The 15,987-nt window shown below is 40.6% G+C and carries 20 protein-coding genes; 17 read left to right on the forward strand and 3 right to left on the reverse strand.

Features of this window, described 5'->3' with window-relative positions; all coding sequences use genetic code 11:
- Nucleotides 1-2 precede the first annotated feature (2 nt).
- The 13 genes from FPQ10_RS07580 to FPQ10_RS07640 all read left to right on the forward strand — a co-directional run bounded on the left by FPQ10_RS07580 (nucleotide 3) and on the right by FPQ10_RS07640 (nucleotide 11,244).
- On the forward strand, nucleotides 3-1,193 hold the full coding sequence (locus tag FPQ10_RS07580; protein ID WP_144162630.1) for an ABC transporter permease: 1,191 nt from the start codon (nucleotides 3-5) through the stop codon (nucleotides 1,191-1,193).
- A complete protein-coding gene (locus FPQ10_RS07585; protein ID WP_144162632.1) occupies nucleotides 1,193-2,176 on the forward strand; it encodes an ABC transporter permease in 984 nt (327 codons plus the stop codon). The genes FPQ10_RS07580 and FPQ10_RS07585 overlap by 1 nt, the downstream gene beginning before the upstream one ends.
- Before the next feature lie 23 nt (nucleotides 2,177-2,199).
- A complete protein-coding gene (locus tag FPQ10_RS07590) occupies nucleotides 2,200-2,901 on the forward strand; it encodes an ABC transporter ATP-binding protein (RefSeq protein WP_186278605.1) in 702 nt (233 codons plus the stop codon).
- 134 nt (nucleotides 2,902-3,035) lie between these two features.
- Nucleotides 3,036-3,653, forward strand: a complete 618-nt coding sequence (locus FPQ10_RS07595) for a YhcN/YlaJ family sporulation lipoprotein (protein ID WP_144162636.1) — start codon at nucleotides 3,036-3,038, stop codon at nucleotides 3,651-3,653.
- 277 nt (nucleotides 3,654-3,930) lie between these two features.
- A complete protein-coding gene (locus FPQ10_RS07600; RefSeq protein WP_144162638.1) occupies nucleotides 3,931-4,371 on the forward strand; it encodes a methyl-accepting chemotaxis protein in 441 nt (146 codons plus the stop codon).
- A gap of 113 nt (nucleotides 4,372-4,484) precedes the next feature.
- On the forward strand, nucleotides 4,485-5,489 hold the full coding sequence (locus FPQ10_RS07605) for a SpoVR family protein (RefSeq protein ID WP_186278606.1): 1,005 nt from the start codon (nucleotides 4,485-4,487) through the stop codon (nucleotides 5,487-5,489).
- 24 nt (nucleotides 5,490-5,513) lie between these two features.
- On the forward strand, nucleotides 5,514-7,265 hold the full coding sequence (locus tag FPQ10_RS07610) for a methyl-accepting chemotaxis protein (protein ID WP_144162642.1): 1,752 nt from the start codon (nucleotides 5,514-5,516) through the stop codon (nucleotides 7,263-7,265).
- Nucleotides 7,266-7,331: 66 nt separating this feature from the next.
- Nucleotides 7,332-8,117 carry an ABC transporter substrate-binding protein gene (locus tag FPQ10_RS07615; protein WP_144162644.1) on the forward strand — a complete coding sequence of 262 codons (786 nt, stop codon included), beginning with the start codon at nucleotides 7,332-7,334 and terminating at the stop codon, nucleotides 8,115-8,117.
- 27 nt (nucleotides 8,118-8,144) lie between these two features.
- Nucleotides 8,145-8,879, forward strand: a complete 735-nt coding sequence (locus FPQ10_RS07620; protein WP_311379127.1) for an AzlC family ABC transporter permease — start codon at nucleotides 8,145-8,147, stop codon at nucleotides 8,877-8,879.
- On the forward strand, nucleotides 8,876-9,169 hold the full coding sequence (locus tag FPQ10_RS07625) for an AzlD domain-containing protein (protein ID WP_144162646.1): 294 nt from the start codon (nucleotides 8,876-8,878) through the stop codon (nucleotides 9,167-9,169). Before FPQ10_RS07620 ends, FPQ10_RS07625 begins: the two co-directional genes overlap by 4 nt.
- A gap of 118 nt (nucleotides 9,170-9,287) precedes the next feature.
- Nucleotides 9,288-9,884, forward strand: coding sequence for an NAD(P)H:quinone oxidoreductase (gene wrbA / locus FPQ10_RS07630; protein ID WP_144162648.1), 597 nt, complete (start codon nucleotides 9,288-9,290; stop codon nucleotides 9,882-9,884).
- Between the two features lie 233 nt (nucleotides 9,885-10,117).
- Entirely contained in the window at nucleotides 10,118-10,369 is a 252-nt protein-coding gene (locus tag FPQ10_RS07635) for an IDEAL domain-containing protein (RefSeq protein WP_246569226.1), read from the forward strand.
- Nucleotides 10,370-10,452: 83 nt separating this feature from the next.
- On the forward strand, nucleotides 10,453-11,244 hold the full coding sequence (locus FPQ10_RS07640) for a M15 family metallopeptidase (RefSeq protein ID WP_144162652.1): 792 nt from the start codon (nucleotides 10,453-10,455) through the stop codon (nucleotides 11,242-11,244).
- A 62-nt stretch (nucleotides 11,245-11,306) separates the two neighbouring features.
- On the opposite strand, the gene FPQ10_RS13315 is transcribed toward FPQ10_RS07640, so the two are convergent.
- Nucleotides 11,307-11,627 carry a hypothetical protein gene (locus FPQ10_RS13315; RefSeq protein ID WP_370512032.1) on the reverse strand — a complete coding sequence of 107 codons (321 nt, stop codon included), beginning with the start codon at nucleotides 11,625-11,627 and terminating at the stop codon, nucleotides 11,307-11,309.
- 171 nt (nucleotides 11,628-11,798) lie between these two features.
- On the opposite strand from FPQ10_RS13315, the gene fumC reads away from it, so the two are divergent.
- Complete coding sequence (gene fumC, locus FPQ10_RS07650; protein ID WP_144162654.1) at nucleotides 11,799-13,190, forward strand: class II fumarate hydratase; 1,392 nt, start codon at nucleotides 11,799-11,801, stop codon at nucleotides 13,188-13,190.
- An 82-nt stretch (nucleotides 13,191-13,272) separates the two neighbouring features.
- Nucleotides 13,273-13,482 (forward strand): alpha/beta-type small acid-soluble spore protein, encoded by a 210-nt coding sequence (locus tag FPQ10_RS07655; protein WP_144162656.1) that lies wholly within the window; start codon nucleotides 13,273-13,275, stop codon nucleotides 13,480-13,482.
- 57 nt (nucleotides 13,483-13,539) lie between these two features.
- On the opposite strand, the gene FPQ10_RS07660 is transcribed toward FPQ10_RS07655, so the two are convergent.
- The gene (locus FPQ10_RS07660) at nucleotides 13,540-13,896 is read right to left on the reverse strand and encodes a hypothetical protein (RefSeq protein WP_144162658.1); all 357 of its coding nucleotides are present in this window, start codon (nucleotides 13,894-13,896) and stop codon (nucleotides 13,540-13,542) included.
- Between the two features lie 200 nt (nucleotides 13,897-14,096).
- Between FPQ10_RS07660 and FPQ10_RS07665 the strand changes: the two genes are divergently transcribed.
- Complete coding sequence (locus tag FPQ10_RS07665) at nucleotides 14,097-15,233, forward strand: DUF445 domain-containing protein (RefSeq protein ID WP_144162659.1); 1,137 nt, start codon at nucleotides 14,097-14,099, stop codon at nucleotides 15,231-15,233.
- Nucleotides 15,234-15,313: 80 nt separating this feature from the next.
- A complete protein-coding gene (locus tag FPQ10_RS07670; RefSeq protein ID WP_144162661.1) occupies nucleotides 15,314-15,673 on the forward strand; it encodes a YlbF/YmcA family competence regulator in 360 nt (119 codons plus the stop codon).
- A 70-nt stretch (nucleotides 15,674-15,743) separates the two neighbouring features.
- Here FPQ10_RS07670 and FPQ10_RS07675 read toward each other — a convergent pair whose 3' ends face one another.
- A complete protein-coding gene (locus FPQ10_RS07675; protein ID WP_144162663.1) occupies nucleotides 15,744-15,929 on the reverse strand; it encodes a YhzD family protein in 186 nt (61 codons plus the stop codon).
- Nucleotides 15,930-15,987 lie beyond the last annotated feature (58 nt).

Below are 15,987 nucleotides of genomic sequence, written 5' to 3' on the forward strand. Positions count from 1 at the left end.
GAATGTTGTTATATCATCTATGGATAAATGAATGGAAACGACTTTGGAAGTCACCGGCTCTTTTGTTAGTTACGTTATTATTACCAGTTGCTTTATTGATCGTTGTTGGGTTCGTGGTTTATTCATCTGTTCAAGAAGATCTTGAAGAAGTTGAAATGGTCATCATTGATGAAGATGAAACGTTTGAAACGAAGGCACTCATCAATCAACTGGCCGGCGATCAAACATTGGCAGAACAAATTCATTTTATAGACGGTGGAACGAATCTTCAAGAACACATCCAAAATCCAAAAGAGGCAGCTGCAATTATCCAGATTCCAGAAGGTTTTACGGAACAGCTCCGCTCCGGTGAAAATGAAAATATAACGATTTATTTGAACGAACAAGTACCATTTAGTTCCCAGTTGGCTCAATTGTTTTTGGAAAGTGGACAATCTTATATCACTTCAGCACAAGCGGGTGTCAACACGGTTCACCATTTCTATAGTAGCGACTTAGAGGGAGAAGAGCGAAGTGATGTACTCCAACAAAATACCATCCATTTTACTTTTTTGGCATTAGGAAGAAACGATCTTTTTGATATGCGTGAAGGAGCTTCAAGTGGCTTACTCAGCTGGAATCACCAAGCCGTCCTAACCGGTATATTGATTGTTTATTTTCTTACGTACATATTGTTGGCGAGTCTTTTTCAACCAAAGGAAAACCACGCCATTCAAGAGCGATTGCAATTGATTTCCGTGACCAAATCTAAACAACGATTGGCAACTTTTTTGTTTCATGTTTCGTTTAGTTGGATCTATTTATGTATGTTGATATGGATTGTATCTAGTCAGTTTGAAGCGTACTTGTCATTTAGCTGGCTGTATATCCTCCAATGGTTTAGCTTGGCGGTTATATTTGCTGGATTGTTTATGGTCACTAGTCGTTTGATCAAGGAACGTGCAAGTATGTGGTTTGTTTTTATACTTATTTCGATTGCATTCCTTTTTGTAAATGGCTTCATTATTCCACCAGCTTATCTCCCTGAATTTTTACAAGCTACTTGGCTGATGACTCTACGCAGCTTGTATACGGGCTTTGTATCTATTTTGGCGCATAACCAGTGGCCATGGGTCGAATGGGTTTTTATACTGGTCGGTATTGGAATCATTCTTTTATTGAATGGGTTGCCTAGAGAGAAGGTGCAACGCTGATGTGTATGATATGGAAGTCGATTTTGAAAAGAAAAACGACCTGGGTGTTAGTCGTCATCATTCCAATCCTATTCGGGTTGGTTATTTATCCGACAATCAAGGATACGGTGAGTCAGGTATCGGTTCCGATTACGGTTGTCGATCAGACAGACCAAGAGATTACAGATGAATTGCTAAATGAAATCGATGAAGAACCTTTTCAAGTTTCCAGGATGGATACGTTGGATCTTCGTTTATTGTCAACAGGTGAGGCAGAAGCAATCTTTGTTTTCAATGACAACATGGAAGCGAATATCTTATCTGGACAAACAGATGAGATCATTACGTGGTATCGAACTGAAAATAGCTATGTAGACGGCTTATTTAAAGAAAAGCTCGCTTCAGCATTGATGAGTCGAGTGGTTCGTGCGGAAGCAGCATCGGTTGTTACTCAATATAAACCTGAAGCGGATTGGGAAGAAGTTTACGAATATGGATTGCGGTATTTTGAACCGCGTCCGATTTTCGAAATGAAATTCGAGCATATCAGTGGTGTTGAAGATAGGTCAGCAACAGTAGATGAATCAGGAGACCACTTGCTGTTTATCCTCTTATGGCTGTATATTTCGATGCTGATTGGCTATTTTACACAATTTTTATATGAGTGGCGTGCTGACGGAGTGTTAGAACGACTTCAAATGGTTCAGCGATCTGGTCGCTTTTACTTAACTTGGTTAATCGGAGTTTTTGGTATTACTTACAGTATCTTTTTAATGGCTACACAACTGATGGAAATACCAGTAGTCAAGTGGGCATATTTAATCCCGTTCGGTACGGTGCTTATTTATTTTATTTTCTTTGAAATCGTGAAAAAGAAATGGACGATGTATGCTTGGATGATCAGTTATAGTGTAGCTTCATTTGTTATTTTTCTGTTGGCCGATTGGAAAATCATTGAAAGTGACTGGATGTATTTATTTATACCAACATGGTTATTGGTATAGCCATTTTAAAGAGAGGTGAGATTATGCTTCAGTTGAATAGCGTTTCCTACCAAAAGGGAAAAAGTGATTTAATCCAAAGTGTCTCTGCCACCGTTCAACCGGGAGACCGACTGACAATTTTTGGGCCAAACGGAGCGGGGAAGTCAACGCTCATGCGGCTAATGGCCGGGATCATCCAGCCAAGTAGCGGAACCATTACCTATGATGATTCATTGTCAGGAAAAAATGCAATCGGTTATATTCCACAGCAATTAGCGTTATTTGAAAATTTGACTGTGAAGGAGCATCTTCGTTTTTATCAAAAAATGATAGGCAGCAAAACGAATCCTTTCATGAATGAAATGATTGAAACCTTACAATTAAAAGATTTTTGGAATAAACGAATCGATGAACTAAGCGGTGGAATGAAACGAAAAGTAAATCTCACTGTCGGTATGATCCAACAACCGAAAATCGTGTTTTTGGACGAACCTTTTGTCGGTGTGGATTTAGCGGCCAAACACGATATGCTCAACTGGTTAAATCGCTTAAATAGCCGAGGAGTTACAATTGTTTTTGTCACACATGATTGGCAAGTCATCCATGAATTGGCAGATAAAATGTGGCTAATGGAAAATGGAGATTTATTGCACGAAGCCACTGTTGATGAAGTTGTTCACGATCACATTGAATTGCCGGATACTTCTTCTGCTCTTCAAAAAATGATCTCTTTTCATCGGTATTGATAAGGAGTACACACGCAGCGCAGTATAGGGTCTCTAACTGAACATTAGAAGATATTGGAAAACGTCTATCAAGCATATTTCCTCCTTTTCACTCCATACTAACGAGTAATATCGTGAAAGGAGGAGTTTTTATTATGCGTATCTATTTGATGGCGGCATTCTTCGCCATTGTCATGTTGCTTGCAGCTTGTCAGACAGATGACACTGGAATGGGGAATGAAGACGGCCAAACGAATTATGAACAAACAAGGTATAATGATACAAACAACCAGGATGGCCGAGGTCAAGGGTTTCAAATGAACAATAGCAGAAACGGAAATGGTGTCCAAGACAGAATACATCGAGGGACCGATGCCAATGATGATGATTTTGGTATTGGGAATCAGCAAGATAACTTTGAGATGGCCGAGGGAATTGCTGAACGGATTGTTAATAATGTCGATGGTGTTGAGGATGCAAACGTCATGACGGATGGTCAAAACGCTTATGTTGCGGTTGATTTAGGGAGTAATCGGAACACCGATGGAAACGAAAATGGTGTCGGGCAACAACTAAACGATCAAATTACGGATATTGTTCAAACATCCAGTAATCGGGTTGATGATGTGTATATTACAGCGAACCCGGATTTCGCTGGGTCGTTGAATGATTACGCCGAAAGTATTGACAATGGTGAACCGGTCGAAGGATTATTCGAAGAAATGAATGATATGATTCGACGTGTTTTTCCAGATCATGAAAATAGTAACTAACCATATCGAAGAAAGAAATCAGCTCGCGCAATGCTGGTTTCTTTTTTATTTTTGGCTCTGTTAAAGGTTCGAGCGAAGCCGTTGAAAAACCGAGCGAAGCCGTCGAAAAACCGAGTGAAGCCGTCGAAAAAACGCGCGGAGCCGCCGAAAAACCGAGCGAAGCCGTCGAAAAACCGTGCGGAGCCATCGAAAAATCGAGCGAAGCCGTCGAAAAACCGAGTGAAGCCGTCGAAAAACGCGCGGAGCCGTCGAAACACCGAGCGGAGCCGTCGAAAAAATGTGCGAAGCCGTCGAAACACCGAGCGAAGCCGTCGAAAAGTCGAGTGGAGCCGTCGAAAAACAGCGCGAACCCATCGAAAAGTCGAGTGAAGCCGTCGAAACACCGAGCGAAGCCGTCGAAAAGTCGAGTGGAGCCGTCGAAAAACAGCGCGAACCCATCGAAAAGTCGAGTGAAGCCGTCGAAACACCGAGCGAAGCCGTCGAAAAAACGCGTGGAGCCGTCGAAAAGTCGAGTGGAGCCGTCGAAAAACAGCGCGAACCCATCGAAAAGTCGAGTGAAGCCGCCGAAACACCGAGCGAAGCCGTCGAAAAGTCGAGTGGAGCCGTCGAAAAACAGCGCGAACCCATCGAAAAGTCGAGTGAAGCCGCCGAAAAATCAAACGAAGCCATCGAAAAATTGCGCAAAGCCATCGAAAAATCATGGAGAAACCAATCGTGAAATCACAAGTTCAATCATGGATTTTAACAGAGTCTTATTTTTAAAAAATGCTTAGAATTGATTTTACGTGTACACACGCTCATATAAATGTAACAAAAGGGAGGCGAGTTTCAGTGAACGATTTTTCGCAAATCCAATCGGTAAGTTTAGCTTTAGGCTTACAAGCTGACCAGATTGAACTTACCTATGTGAGTGAGCTTCCATCAACGTATTCTTCGTTATATGGAAAAAATCAATTACCAAGCACCCTGACCATAGATGAACAAGGCCAGATCAATTTATTGGTGTCGAAATATTTGAATAATAGTGAAAAAAAGCTGGCGATTATTCGAGGAATGGTCTATGCTGATTTTTATAGAAGAAATCAATATACAAAAAAATATCCCCACCCTGTAGGTCAAGCCATCCAATCTTATCGAGAAATATATGAAACAGACGATGTCAACCGATTGATCAAGGCGTTTGAGGCAATTGGTTTTACAACCTTACAAAAGCCGGACAACTTATACACATACATATTAGAAACGAATAACAAATTGTTTCCGTGGCAAAGAGATTTAGGACAAATCATAAAAAATCGATTTCGTCAGCAATACATACATCATTCAACATCTCTCTTGCGCGAAGGCTGGGCAAGCTTAAAACAAATGGACATCATGGCAAATGTATTATCGAAAAAGGAAACAATTGAAGGAGCTTTATTATTTAATCAAATGAAAAGATGGCCGACAGGTATACGTCTACAGGATTTAGGAAGGACCCTCTTGCAGCAATTGACTGAACCGGAAATCCGTCAAGCCGTCGAGACATTTAACGATGCAGACTTGATCCAGCGAGCGTATACAAAGACAATCCATCATGATGAAAACATTGCGGTAATGTTTACGAATGAAAAAAAGCTACGAGATTATGAAATAGTAAAAAAATTTTTAATTAACCTATCAAATCTCGACCTCTATCCGATATTAAAGGTAGACCGCTTAAAAACGGAGAAAACGAGAGAACTGACGGTTTACTATCAAGCACAAGACATACATAACAAAGCTTCCTTTCAAGAAATCCGTCAACAGTTACAAACTCTTTGGGGCGGGAGAGTTTATATCAAGCCAGAGAAATAACGATTTAGAAAGTAGGGGAGATTGGTGAAAAAACAAAAAAAGAACAAGGAACTACCATCCAAAAAAACAAAGAAGGAACCAGTCAAAAGAAGGGGGATTTCACTCGGGGCGAAATATGCATGGATTGTGATTACGATTATGCTCTTTTTCGTTATTGCTTCCGGAATTGTTTACATACTCTCTTCTCAATCCGAAACGAAACTGAATGAGCAAGAGACAAAAACAAGTGTCGCAATCGATATCGGTAACATGGAATCTGCTTTTCGGGCGAAAAATGGATTGCTTGGTGATTATATTACCTTTAAAACAAATGACTATGTCAGTCAATATGAAGAATTAAACCAAGCCTTTCAAAACATAGAAGAAAATGTACGCCAATACTTAGATGAAGAGCAGGAGACTCTGTTGACGCAAGTGGTGACGATTAATCAAGAGATCAATGCAATAGTTGAGGAAGAAATTATCCCTAATGTAGAAGGTCGAAACGAGGACGATGCCATTTCGAGCCGGATGAAAGCCACGATCATAAGCCGAGATGCAGTCGGACTACTCACCCAATTAACAGAGTCGGTTCAAGCTGAATTTGAACAGTCAAAAAATGAAATGAGTTCTTCGTTTCAACAAATGCAACTCGCACTAATGATCGGAATTGTTTTAGCGGTTATGATGGCTGTTCTGTTGTTGATAGTCGTTAATCGACGAATTCGTAAAAATATACATGCTGTACAGGTTGTTGCCAATGAAGTGGCAAAAGGGAACCTAAGTGTTACAGATGTTTCTGTAAAAGGAAAAGATGAGATTGCCGATTTGGCTCAATCCATTAATTCGATGAAAGCGAGTTTGCATGGAATCATTCATGACGTCAATTTCTCGAACAAATCGATTACCAGTCAATCCGATGAATTGAAGCATGCAGCTGAGTCTTTAAAAGAAGGTAGCGAACAAATCGCCTCAACTATGGAAGAATTATCCTCCGGTTCGGAAACACAAGCTGAAAGTGCTTCACAAATATCTGAGCTGACAGAAAAGTTAGTTGGGCGAATGAACCATTCGGTTGAAAATAGCGAGCAGATGTCGTCTACCTCGGAAAAAGTGATGCGCTTATCTGTATCAGGTAGGGAAAAAATGGCAGACTCGGTAGCTCAAATGAATCGAATTCATGCGATTGTTGAAGATTCTGTCACTAAGGTGAACGGGCTTGCTAAACAATCCGGTGAAATCTCTCAGTTGGTTGAGGTGATCAAAGATATTGCCGACCAAACGAACTTACTCGCATTAAATGCAGCAATTGAAGCGGCTCGTGCGGGAGAGCATGGTAAAGGATTTGCTGTTGTAGCAGATGAAGTGAGAAAGCTTGCGGAACAAGTAGGAAACTCAGTCAGTGACATTACATCAATCGTTTCTAACATCCAAAAAGAATCGAACGTTGTCTCAGAATCGTTGCAATTAGGATATAAAGAGGTAACGGAGGGAACAAAACAAATTCATTCTACACAAGAAACATTCAAAGGAATTGATGAAGCCATTACACAGATGAGCCAACAAATTCAAGAAATTACTTCTAATCTACAGGATGTCTTAAACGAAAGTGTGAACATGAGTGGTTCAGTGGAAGAAATTGCTTCCATTTCAGAAGAATCAGCTTCAGGGATCGAAGAAACGGCGGCTTCCGTTGAGCAAGCGAGTCATTCAATGGACGGAATTTCGACGATTGCTAACGACTTAAATCAATTGGCTGGAGAATTAAATAGAAAAGTAGAAAAATTTCGTTTATAATAGATGAATACATTTGAAGACTGTGTGGAGCAGTCTTTTCTTTTTATTTACTGGAGGGATGAAAACATGCGCATCGTATCTATTTGTCCGAGCAACACCGAAATTATGGCCTATTTGGATTTAATGGATTTAGTGGTCGGTGTGGACGATGATTCTGATTGGCCGGAAGCGGTGAATGAGCTTCCGAAAGTAGGGCGTGATTTGAGTGTCGATATGGATGCAGTGGAACGATTACAGCCGGATTTGGTGTTAGCTTCTTTAAGTGTTCCAGGTATGGAGAAAAATATAGAAGGATTAAAAGAACGAAATCTTCCTTATGTTATTTTAGATCCAAATTCATTGAATGAAATTGGAGAAGATATTTTGACAGTGGGAAAGTTGACCGGGTATGAAGACCGGGCTCAACGCGTATACAATCATTATCATGAAACAATTAATTTTTACAAAGAAAAAGCACGTGAAGTGCCGAAGAAAAAACGAATTTACTGGGAATGGTGGCCAAAACCGATTTTTACACCGGGTCGTAAAAATTGGTTAAGTTATATTAGTGAATTGGCAGGTGCAGAAAACGTATTCTCTAGCTATGCTGATGCCAGCATCCAAGTTGAATGGGAAGAAGTGCTAGAGAAAGATCCGGATGATATTTGTATGGTGTGGGTTGGTGTTCAAGAAGCTAAAATGAATCCAAAAATTATTAAGAAGCGGGAAGGTGCCAATCAACTTGAAGCGATTCAACAAGACCGTATTCATGTTCTTGAAGAACACTTGTATTGTCGCCCTTCTCCAAGATTATTGGAAGGGTTGAAAAAACTTGCCCCAATACTCCATCCGGAAATATTCGGCACAGATTAATTGTAAGAAAATGGGGGGGGAGACTTAGTGAAAGAAGAAGCAGTCGTTCAAACACAACAATCCATTGGCACAGCATTTAAGCAAGGATCTGTTGCAGGAATGCCTATTTTTCTCGGTTATATGCCGATCGCTATCGCTTATGGTGTGCTAGCAAGCCAGTCAGGATTGACGATTTTTGAAACAACAATGATGAGTGTACTTGTTTTCGCAGGAGCAGCTCAGTTTATGGCAGCGAATATGATAGCTCAAGGCGCATTGTTTTTACAAATCGTCGTGGCTACTTTCGTTTTGAATTTCAGGCATTTCATTATGAGTATGTCATTCATGAACCAACTAAAGCATTATTCTGTACCGTGGAAATTCGGTCTTTCGCTCGGATTGACGGATGAAACCTTTGCTGTTTCCGCATTACATAAAAAAGAGGCGCATAAAGAAAATAGTAAGTTTTTTTATTTAGCCTTAATTCTGACGGCCTATTTTTCTTGGGTTGCGGGTAGTTTTGCAGGGGCACTTTTGGGTGAGATCATCCCTAAGCAACTGAGTGACAGTATGGGCATTGCGTTATATGCCATGTTTATTGGCTTGTTGGCTCCTTCCGTCAAAAAAGAATGGCGAATTGGTGTAGTTGCAGTGGTCAGTATGTTGCTTAATTATATGTTCAGTGAGTTCGTCGGTCTTGAAACAGGTTGGGCGATTGTTCTCGCTACAGTTGTTGGCAGCTTAATTGCGATACCAATGATGGAGGAGGATGATGCACAATGACTATGCTGACGATACTCGGTATGGCGATTGTGACTATGGTACCACGCTTCATACCAGCATTCATTATGGACCGACTTGCGTTAAAGCCATGGCTAAATAAATGGCTGAATGCAATCCCTTTTGCTGCGCTAGGCGCATTGATTTTTCCAGGAATCATGACTGTCATTGAAGATGCTCCGTGGATCGGAATTACAGGAGGTCTTGTAGCAGCTGCGATTGCACTGTTAAATGTGAACGTTATTTTTTCAGTCGTTGGTGCGATTGTTACCGTTTATTTATTGACCATCTAATCAGTTATTTTTTATCCTTTCATATCTTGAGATAAAGATTCCCTGGAATCCGTTTAATCCAACGGTTTCCGGGGAAGGCTTTATTTGAGAAGAAAAGTACTGGAAGGAGTTTTTCCTTATGGCAAAAATTGCAGTAATTTATTATAGTTCCACGGGTGCTAACTATCAACTGGCACAGTGGGCTGAAGAAGCTTTAAAAGAAGCTGGTGCAGAAGTGAAATTACTTAAAGTTCGCGAAACAGCACCGATGGAAGCAATTGAAAGTAATCCAAATTGGAAGAAACATTACGAAGAAACCAAGGATGTCCCAGAGGCGAGTACAGACGATCTTGATTGGGCAGACGGATTTGTTTTCAGTGTACCAACACGTTTCGGAAATGTGCCTGCTCAAGTTAAACAATTACTTGATGAAGCTGGAGGACTTTGGGCTCAAGGAAAATTGGTGAATAAAGTCGTAACTGCAATGACATCTGCTCAAAATCCACATGGTGGACAGGAGCAAACATTAACGGCACTTTATACATCGATGTTCCATTGGGGAGCGATTGTTGTAACGCCAGGTTACTCCGCTGAAGAAGTTTTCGCAGCTGGTGGAAACCCTTATGGCACAAGCTCGACAGTGGATGGAGAAGGAAATCTCCAAGATGATGTTGAAAAAGCTGTGAAACATCAAGCGAAAAGAGCGTATACTATTACAAAACAAATTCATTCATAAAGTTTTGAATGACCCCCATAAACAGGGAAGATCATCCTAATGAATATGATATACAGCTTAGATGAACCTTTCGCAATGGCGAAGTTCATTATACACCTCTCTCCCAACAGAGGACTTTTCCCTGGCAATATGGAATTGCCAGGGATTTTTCAAACTTGTTATAGTCAGAAAATTATTGCAATTCATGTGGTTTTTGGGGTAAACTATTAAAAAGGAGATAAGGGGGCATTACCATGATGAAAAAGCAATTTAGCTCCTATAAACTATCACGTTTACATTTTTCCAATGGACACTTACCGATAATGGCAAGGAAAGACATGAATTATGAGATTAAATTAGCAGCAAGGTTAATTTTGGATGAAGCAATTTATCAATGGAATAAAGAGTATTTGGAAAAACGAATTGACGCTGCGATTGACAGTCAGAATGAAGAAGAATTTTACCGATTGAGTAAACAGTATGCAGTCTATGTCATTCATGAATAAGACTCACGAAAAAAGCTACTTTCGAGTAGCTTTTTTTGTTACAATAAAAAAGAATTAAATTTGATTAGTAAAGAGGGTTCAGCATGAGATTTACATACACAATACTTGTTATTTCTCTACTAGCACTATTTGCAGGTTGTTCAATGAATGGTGAAGTGAAGACTGTAAATTCATTAAATAAAATACAAACAGAGCAATCCGAGAAAGAAAAAATTATAACACATGGCATGGCGAATATTGGACAAGAGGTGTGGGCAGAAGCTGTATCTGGTGAAGTGAATTCGGATGGTGTCACTGTCGTCGGTGAACCAGAATCGGTACAAGTCATCGTTAATAAAGAGCGCAAACTTCCGGAAGGATATGAACCGCCAGACTTGAAGATACCAGATGTTGCATTTCAAGCGGTCAATCAAGAGCGGAAGCATTTACGAGAGCCTGCGGCGTTAGCTTTAGAAAAATTATTTGAAGCTGCTGAAGATGACGGAATTGAATTAGTGGCCGTCTCCGGTTACCGCAGATACGAAACGCAAGAGTATCTTTATAATCGCAGTGTCGAAGTTAACGGAAAAGAGTATGCTGATCAGTATTCTGCGAAGCCAGGACATAGCGAACATCAAACAGGACTTGCGATGGATGTGTCTGCAGCTTCCGTTGCGTTTGACTTAGTTGAAGCATTTGAAGAAACTCCTGAAGGACAATGGGTTGCTGAAAATGCGCATGAACACGGCTTTGTGATCCGTTATCCGAAAGGAAAGAGTGATATTACTGGATACAATTATGAACCATGGCACTTACGGTATGTTGGTCAGGAGATCGCGACAAGCATCCATGAACAAGAGGTCACGATCGAGAAATTCTTTGGATTAGTTGAATAAGCCATAAACCCGAACGATTAAATCGCTCGGGTTTTTCTGTTTGACTGGTTTTTCATCGACACTTAGCTGGTCGTCGAGCCGCTCGACAAACGCATGGAACCGCTCAACAAACGCGCCGAACCGCTCGACAAACGCATGGAACCGCTCGACAAACGCGTGGAACCGCTCAACAAACGCGTCGAACCGCTCGACAAACGCATGGAACCGCTCAACAAACGGTTCGAACCGCTCGATAAACGCGCCGAACCGCTCGACAAACGCGTGGAACCGCTCGATAAACGCGCCGAGCCGCTCGACAAACACGGCCAACCGCTCGATAAACGCTGACAACCGCTCGATAAACGCTGACAACCGCTCAACAAACGCGTGGAACCGCTCAACAAACGCGTGAAACCGCCCGACAGCTACATAAGGTTCGTAGGAATACCTATGTGAAGAAGGTTATTTCTCGAATTATCATCTATTCTGTCACAATTCATTTAAAAAAATTTCAATTCGCATTATAATAAGATATGGGAAAGAAAAAATTGCAGATTAATGAGGAGGATACTTGAATGGATTATCGTATTGAACGAGATACAATCGGGGAAATGAAGGTTCCAAGTGATAAGTATTGGGGAGCACAAACACAACGTAGTTTTCAAAATTTTCCTATCGGAGATGAAAAAATGCCTGTTGAGATTATCAACGGCTTTGCGATTTTGAAAAAAAGTGCGGCTCGAGCAAATGAACAACTCGGATTGCTTGATTCCGTCAAAGCGGATGCGATCGCGCACGCGGCAGATCGAATTTTAAGCGGAGAGTTGACCGAGCATTTTCCATTGGTTGTTTGGCAGACAGGTAGTGGAACCCAGTCAAATATGAACGTAAACGAAGTCATTGCATATGTCGGAAATGAGTGGCTTGAAGAACAAGGAAAAGAAGTTCGACTGCATCCGAATGACGATGTCAACAAGTCACAAAGCTCGAATGATACGTATCCAACGGCATTGCACATTGCTGCGGTTAAAAAAGTCGAAGAGCATGTTTTGCCTGCACTTCAACAAATTAAGCAAACGACGAAGCAAAAGTCAGATGAATATATGGACCTTGTGAAAATTGGACGTACACACCTACAGGATGCGACGCCAATTACGCTTGGTCAGGAAATCAGTGGTTGGTTCCGCATGCTTGAAAAAACAGAATCTATGATCGTGGATTCGTTAAAATACGTTCGCGAAATTGCCCTTGGTGGCACTGCAGTTGGTACAGGAATTAACGCGCATGCTGATTTTGCGGATGTCGTTGCTCAAAAAATCAATGAAGAAACAAATGGTCAATTCGTTTCAGCGAAAAACAAATTCCATGCATTGACAAGCCATGATGAATTAGTTCATACACATGGTGCATTGAAAGGTCTTGCGGCTGACTTAATGAAAATTGCCAATGATGTGCGTTGGCTAGCAAGTGGGCCACGTTCTGGTATCGGTGAAATTACAATCCCAGCAAATGAGCCAGGAAGTTCCATCATGCCAGGAAAAGTCAACCCAACTCAGGCTGAAGCGCTAACAATGGTAACCGTTCAAGTGATGGGGAATGACACGGCAATCGGTGTTGCTGCAAGTCAAGGGAATTTTGAATTGAATGTGTACAAGCCGGTGATTGCTTATAACTTCTTGCAATCTTGTCAGCTTCTTGCTGATAGTATGATCTCATTCGACGAGCGCTGCTTGGCAGGTCTTGAACCTGATCACGAAAAAATCGAGCAGTTCTTGAATGATTCATTGATGCTAGTTACCGCATTGAATCCACATATCGGTTACGAAAATGCCGCAAAGATTGCGAAGAACGCACATGAAAAAGGATTGACTTTAAAAGAATCTGCCGTTGAGACTGGCATTCTTTCTGAAGAAGATTTTGAACGCCTTGTTAAGCCAGAAGAAATGACGAAGCCGAACGTTAAATAAGCTAACAATATTTACCGTTTAATTTTACTCATATTATTTTCACCTCCTGAAGAAACTAGAGATACACAGGAGGTGAATGACAATGGCTTCTAACCAAGGAAATAGTTCAAATCAATTAGTAGTACCTGGTGTTGCCCAAGCTTTAGACCAAATGAAGGTAGAGATTGCCCAAGAATTTGGTGTACAGCTTGGTCCTGACTCCACTTCACGTTCCAACGGTTCTGTTGGTGGTGAAATTACTAAGCGCCTAGTTCAAATGGCTGAACAACAACTAGGTGGAGGATCTCAATAACCACACAAACAAAAGAGGGTCATGAATACCATGACCCTCTTCATTTATACATATTACTTATTCAGATTCATTTTCTTCTCCAGGAGTCGGAAAGGGTGCGTCATTTTCAAGAATTGGATGGGCCTCTGTGATTTGATTCCGTTCCCCTCGAATATAACCACCGGCCATTCCTTCATTGATCATTCGGTCGATGTCGAGGTCATAAGCATTACGGCCCTCATTTTCCAAATCAAGCGTATATTGATTCGCATCAACGGAGTTGTCTGCAGCAATCTCTTGATTATACGCTGGCACTTCATCGGGTATATCGCTAGCGGTGATTCCATCTTCACTTTCTTCGGCTTCAGTAACACCGTCTAAATTTAAATCTTGAGCTTTTCGTATTGGATGCTCTTTTCTTTGTTTTTTTGACATGAACAATCCCTCCTCATATATTATCTTTTGACGAAACGGTCAGAACATACCGTAAGCTTACTGGAAAAGAGTTTGTAGTTTGTGCTTAAACAGGTACCAAAAGGGAATGTATGATAAAGAAGATGTGTCTTAATAAAGCAATGATTTTTGTATAAAATTCTCTAGCGCAAAAACACAAGTTCGATAAGGAGTCTTCAATCATGAATTTCTTGATCTTATGTCTCACCATGATTTCCATTGGTGCCTTAATTGGTGGCGTAACAAATTTATTGGCGATTCGCATGCTATTCCGTCCGTATGACGCAAAATATTTTGGAAAATGGAGAATTCCTTTCACACCAGGTTTAATTCCAAAGCGTCAGGATGAACTAGCTAATCAACTCGGACGATTAGTGACCAATTATTTGGTGACAACGGCATCCATTCAATCGAAATTAAGGGAGCCGATGTATCAAGAACAATTGGAAAGATTCTTGTTACGAAATTGGTATGATTTGAATGAACAAAAATTAACTTTACATCAGCTCATCGATAAAACAGGAGTTCTTTTAACTGAAAAGCGAATTGAAGAAACGATCGAGCAGGCTCTTGAGAAACGACTGAAAGACTTTTATGAGAAGCATAAAAGTAATCCAATCGATCAGTATATTAGCGATGAAATGAATGAGCAGGCACTTCAATTCATCCCACAGATCCGCGTGCAATTACTGGAAAAAGTTGAACGATATATACAAAGTACAGAGGGTAAGCACCAACTTTCTCTTTTTGCCGATCGTTTTTTACGTGAAAAAGGATTCTTAGGAAGAATGGTCATTCAATATTTAGGCGAAAAACGAATAAGTGAGAAATTGTTACCTTCCATTCTTCAAGCCCTGCAATCCGAAGAACTCAAAGAAACAACGGACCGCTTATTGGTGAATGAATGGGAAAGTATCAAAAAATATGAACTTGAAACGATTCGGGAAAAAGTCTTTCCTGAAATCGACGAAAAGCAATTCGCACAAAAGCTCGTCCAAGTCTTCAATGTAAATAAGCAGATTAATCGTCCGCTTTCCGACATGTTGTATCCCTATAAAGAACGTATTGAAAAGACTGTTATCCCTCAAATCGCAAAGCAAACGATCGACCTTTTAGCGACACGACTACCACGTATGATGAAGCATCTCAATTTAGCAGGTCTCGTTGAAAATGAAGTGAAGAATTTTGAAATCAAGCAGCTGGAGGGTATGTTAATCGAAATCACAAAGCGAGAACTAAAAATGATTACGTATCTCGGCGCATTATTAGGAGGCGCAATCGGTTTCTTTCAAGCGATTCTCGTGTCGATCATTGGTTGATGGACTATTCCTATACACAGAAGATGTTTTTTGTTACAGTTAAAAGAGTCAAAAGGCATGAAAATTGAGGAGGAATCATTGTGGCAAATATTTATGATTTAGCTTATGACTTAGAAAAAGGCTTGCGAGATAGCCAAGAATTTCAAACATTAAAAGAAGCTTATGAGAAAGTAATGGGCGATCCATCCGCTAAGCAAATGTTTGATAATTTCCGTGAAACACAATTGAACTTGCAACAAAAACAAATGCAAGGTGAAGACATTTCCGAGGAAGAAGTTGAAAAAGCGAGACAAGTAGTTGAACTTGTTCAGCAAAACGAAGACATTAATAAGTTAATGGAAGAAGAGCAACGGTTAAATACGGTTATTTCTGACATTAGCCAAATTATCACAAAACCATTAGAAGAGCTTTACGGAACAGGCAACAATGACGTTCAGTAAACGAAAAAAGACCCCAAGCGGCCATTAAGCGTTTGAGGTCTTTTTTTATTATTAATGACATTGTGTATCATTAACGATGAAATAGCAAAAGACGGCCATCCGGCGATACGAGACGATGGGTAATATCTGCATGTCCGTTTTCGTTTAACTTTTCTTTCCCCATATTCGTGGCCGCTTCATCATTTTCTGCTTCAAAGGATTCATTCAATAATGCTTCACCTGTTTGAGCGTAAACGGTTAAATAGTATGTTTGCATGTACTTTTCCCTCCACTTGTATACCCATTTACTTTTAACTATATGGATTTTTGATCAT

Origin of the sequence: Allobacillus sp. SKP2-8 (assembly GCF_007559355.1) — a bacterium.
Lineage (GTDB): Bacteria > Bacillota > Bacilli > Bacillales > Alkalibacillaceae > Allobacillus > Allobacillus halotolerans.